This is a genomic window from Paenibacillus sp. AR247 (assembly GCF_002968895.1).
GTDB lineage: Bacteria > Bacillota > Bacilli > Paenibacillales > Paenibacillaceae > Paenibacillus_AQ > Paenibacillus_AQ favisporus.
Map to the genome: position 1 here is coordinate 2,095,688 of NZ_PCZT01000009.1, position 3,080 is coordinate 2,098,767.

The window sequence follows — 3,080 nt, forward strand, 5'->3', positions numbered from 1 at the left end:
TTCTGATTTACAGTACCGGCTGCAGGTGCTCGGTCTCTATGACGGTACGCTTGACGGAAAATACGGCCCCGGCACGGAAGCCAGCGTCAAGGAATTCCAGAGGGAGTACGGCTCCGCTGCGGATGGCACGGTCGGTCCCGCTACGTGGAGACAGCTCCGGAAGTACACCTTAAGCAAAAACGATATGGAGATTATGGCGAAAATCATTTACGCTGAAGCCCGCGGCGAGTCCTATAAAGGACAGGTAGCCGTCGGTGCCGTCATCATGAACCGGATTCAGTCGGACGAGTTCCCGGACACGATTCAAGGCGTCGTTTTTCAGAAAAACGCATTCACCGCCGTCAGCGACGGCCAGTACGGCATGAAGCCGAACCGGACCGCCTATCGTGCCGCCATCGATGCCGTGCGCGGATGGGACCCGACCCATAACTCGCTCTACTACTATAACCCGAAAACGGCAACGAACAAGTGGATTTGGACGCGCGCCCGTACCGTAAATATCGGACGTCATGTATTTGCCATTTGATATCAACGTACATAGGCCCAAGGGATCATGCCCCTGGGCCTTTTTTTAATACGGCAGTAACATCGTGAATGCCACCTGTCTTGACTGTCACTCCCGCTCCCCTTAAGCTGCGCTTAACCCGCGGTGCCGGACTTCATTTCCTCCAGCAGTTGGCCGAACCGGTCGAAATTTTCCTCATTGCCGTTGATGCACATTTGTTTGATCTGCTCAAATTGCTTTTCCTTTTTGAACGTCTGGCGAAAAACAACTTTAGTCCGGCCCTTTTCTTCTTCAAACGTCGCCGTAACGCGGAACTGGGGCTCGGAGAGATGTTCCAGGACGACCCGCTCCATAGGGACAATTTCTACAAAAACGCTCTCGTTTGGATAATCCCGGCCATCCGGTCCGTGCATGGTGAATTTCCAGGCTCCGCCCGGCGTGATGTCGATTTCATGGAACGTATTCGTGAACCCGTGAGGCCCCCACCAGCGGGCCAATAAATCCGGGGTCGTCCAGGCCTGATACACAAGGTGCTGCGGTGCGTCGAACGCCCGTGTGGAAATAATTTCGTTCTTACCGATCGTCATGCCAATGTCCTCCTACAGGCTCAATTTTTTAGGCGCCTATTTTTTACCGGTAGGCCCATTATAAAAGGTGACGCCGCGTCAGGTGCAAGCCACTTTTTTAAGCAAACAAAAAACCCGCTCCAAGAGCGGGCTTGAACGAAATACCGAACTAAAATGCTTCGACTTCCTTCATCACCTGTTTTAACACGTCCATCGACGCAAAAAGATCGGTTTCGTATTCCAGGCCGTGATTCACGCCGGGGATCAAGCGCAGCAGCAGATTCGGATTTGCCCGAAGCTGCTGAAATCTCTCCTCGATATAGCAGCTGTCGTTGTCGCCGATGAAGCATAGGCTTCTCTGCTTACTGTGCATCATCGCGTTCCAGACGAAATCTCTGCCCAGCAGGGGAGTAAACCAGATGACCTTGGCCTTTCGGAACAGATCACGCTGCACCTCAAACCCAAGCGCAATCGTTCCAATGGACTTGCCGATCAGAATGTAGTCGTCGTAGGATGCGTTCTGCAGCACATGGTCGATCACGGCTCCGACATCGGTGCGGATCGCTTCGGCGATCTCATCAAAGCCGAACTCCCGGTAGAACGGATCATTATACTGATAGTTCACTTGCAGCACGTCGTAGTTTTGGTTCAGATAAATCCCCATGGAGTAGTACAAAAGAGGTGCCTGTGCGGTGTACCCCTGTCCCGGAAAAATGATCGCCAAGCCGCTGGAGTTGGATTCTGCTTTAGACAATAAGGTATAGGATACTTCCCTGTCCTTATAACCTTGCACGCTGTCTGCCATGATCTTCATCCATAAACCTCCCTTTTCAGACATATCTAATGAGGGTTCACTTTTCTATCTAGATTAGCGATTTTCCTTAGATGCAGGTTCGCCTGCCAACCGTCCGACCGCCCTCATGATCGCTTCCCGAAGTTCATCAGTTTTGCCGGCACTGGCCGGATCGATCGATGGACCAAACGGGTTGGTCGGCATCCAGGCCGTGGCCAGAACCATGATGCTGGTCAGAAGAAACGCCGGGGAAAAATCCGTTCCGATGTGCCCGGCCTCCTGTGCTTTCGCCAGCTCCGCAATCTTGCGGTTATGGGCTTCCTTCCTCTGATCCAGCTGCTCCGTCTTCTGCTCCAGCGTAAACCATGTCATCAGCCGCATCAGGTCGGGATTGGCCATCATAAAATCAAAAAACCCGCGCGGCATACCCCGGAAGATCTTCCGGAGTAAAGGCAAACTCCTCGTACACCCTCGTCAAATGCATTTCCAGCACGGTCGAGAAGAGCTGCTCTTTATTTTCAAAATAAATATAGATCATGTTCTTGTTGCACTTCGCCATCTTAGCGATCCGGTCCACCCGGGCGCCGGCAATTCCGTAGGCGGAGAACTCGGCCATGGCCGCCTCCAGTATTTTCTCTTTTGTAGCTTCGGCGTTACGCATAGTGGTTCCTCCCGTGTTTTTGCATAGGATTTACTATATCACGATTTTTAAGCCATTGACAAACCGGTTAGTTAGTTATATATTATGAACTAACCAGTTAGTTAGTAAACCTGATCGCTGGAAAAATCAATGGAAAGAAGGTCCTTTGAATGACTGTACAAACCTCTGATCATAAAATCGCACTCGTGACCGGCGGAAGCCGCGGTCTGGGCCGCAATACGATTCTTCAGCTTGCCAAACGCGGCGTCGATTCGATCTTTACCTATCACACCAATGAAACCGAAGCGCAGCAAGTCGTCCAGTCTGTCCGGGATCTGGGGCAGGAAGCTGTCGCCCTGCAGCTGAACACGGCAGACACCTCTTCCTTTGACGGTTTCGCCCAGAACGTCCGCCAAGTCTTGGCGGAGCTTGGGGCGAAGCGGTTCGATTACCTGGTTAACAATGCCGGAACCTCGCATCACAACTCCATCGAGCAGACAACCGAAGAAGAACTGGACCAGCTGTACAACGTCCACTTCAAGGGCGTCTTTTTTCCTGACGCAAAAGCTGCTTCCC

At 52.1% G+C, this 3,080-nt stretch carries 6 protein-coding genes; 2 read left to right on the forward strand and 4 right to left on the reverse strand.

What is annotated here, in order from left to right:
• Positions 1-526: cell wall hydrolase (locus CPT76_RS18315; protein ID WP_105443851.1), on the forward strand; the 526-nt coding region annotated here is incomplete at its 5' end.
• A gap of 113 nt (positions 527-639) precedes the next feature.
• Here CPT76_RS18315 and CPT76_RS18320 read toward each other — a convergent pair.
• From CPT76_RS18320 to CPT76_RS38405, 4 genes are all read right to left on the reverse strand, one after another.
• Complete coding sequence (locus CPT76_RS18320; RefSeq protein ID WP_105443852.1) at positions 640-1,092, reverse strand: SRPBCC family protein; 453 nt, start codon at positions 1,090-1,092, stop codon at positions 640-642.
• Between the two features lie 148 nt (positions 1,093-1,240).
• Complete coding sequence (locus CPT76_RS18325; RefSeq protein ID WP_105443853.1) at positions 1,241-1,885, reverse strand: alpha/beta fold hydrolase; 645 nt, start codon at positions 1,883-1,885, stop codon at positions 1,241-1,243.
• Between the two features lie 54 nt (positions 1,886-1,939).
• The gene (locus tag CPT76_RS38400) at positions 1,940-2,290 is read right to left on the reverse strand and encodes a hypothetical protein (RefSeq protein WP_219845435.1); all 351 of its coding nucleotides are present in this window, start codon (positions 2,288-2,290) and stop codon (positions 1,940-1,942) included.
• Positions 2,271-2,525: a TetR/AcrR family transcriptional regulator gene (locus tag CPT76_RS38405; RefSeq protein ID WP_219845436.1), complete on the reverse strand. Its 255-nt coding sequence runs from the start codon at positions 2,523-2,525 to the stop codon at positions 2,271-2,273. Before CPT76_RS38405 ends, CPT76_RS38400 begins: the two co-directional genes overlap by 20 nt.
• A 149-nt stretch (positions 2,526-2,674) precedes the next feature.
• On the opposite strand from CPT76_RS38405, the gene CPT76_RS18335 reads away from it, so the two are divergent.
• The coding region (locus tag CPT76_RS18335; RefSeq protein WP_219845437.1) for an SDR family NAD(P)-dependent oxidoreductase at positions 2,675-3,080 on the forward strand (406 nt) is incomplete at its 3' end.